We start from the raw sequence: 525 nt of genomic DNA, 5'->3' as shown, positions 1-525 counted from the left end.
GCAGCGCGAGCGAAACCGGTGAGATTGATTTAACCCCACCGAGCCTTGTTATTACAGATAACGGCGTTAGCAACGACACAACACCGACGATCTCCGGCACAAGTGATGCGCCACAAGGCAGTGAAGTCACAATTATTGTGACAGACAATGCCGGTGCACAGCAAACCATTACCGCCACAGTAGGCGCAACTGGTACATGGTCAGTGCCGGTTACAACAGCCCTTGCTGAGGGCAACTTTACCGTAAGTGCAAGCGTAAGCGATGCCGCGGGTAACACAGCGACCGCCACAGGTGCAGGGGAGGTTGATACCATTGCGCCAACACTTGATTTAACCAGCCCAGGTTCAAGTAACGATGTTACACCAACCCTAAGCGGCACCAGTGATGCGGTTGAAGGCACCGTGATCACCTTTACGGTTATCGATGATTTAGGGGCAGAGCAAACCTTTACCACCACCGTGGATGCGAGCGGCAACTTCTCAGTGGAAGTACCGACGGCACTTGCAGAAGGGCCGTACAGCATTG

1 protein-coding gene is annotated in these 525 nt (G+C 53.7%); it reads left to right on the top strand.

The window, feature by feature from the left end:
- Positions 1-525: Ig-like domain-containing protein (locus tag PSH50_RS21000; RefSeq protein WP_273610072.1), on the top strand; the 525-nt coding region annotated here is incomplete at both ends.

It is taken from the genome of Pseudoalteromonas sp. Angola-7 (genome assembly GCF_028599255.1).
Lineage (GTDB): Bacteria > Pseudomonadota > Gammaproteobacteria > Enterobacterales > Alteromonadaceae > Pseudoalteromonas > Pseudoalteromonas atlantica.
Note: the sequence above shows the minus strand (reverse complement) of the source record. Positions and strands in the feature narration are given on the sequence as shown.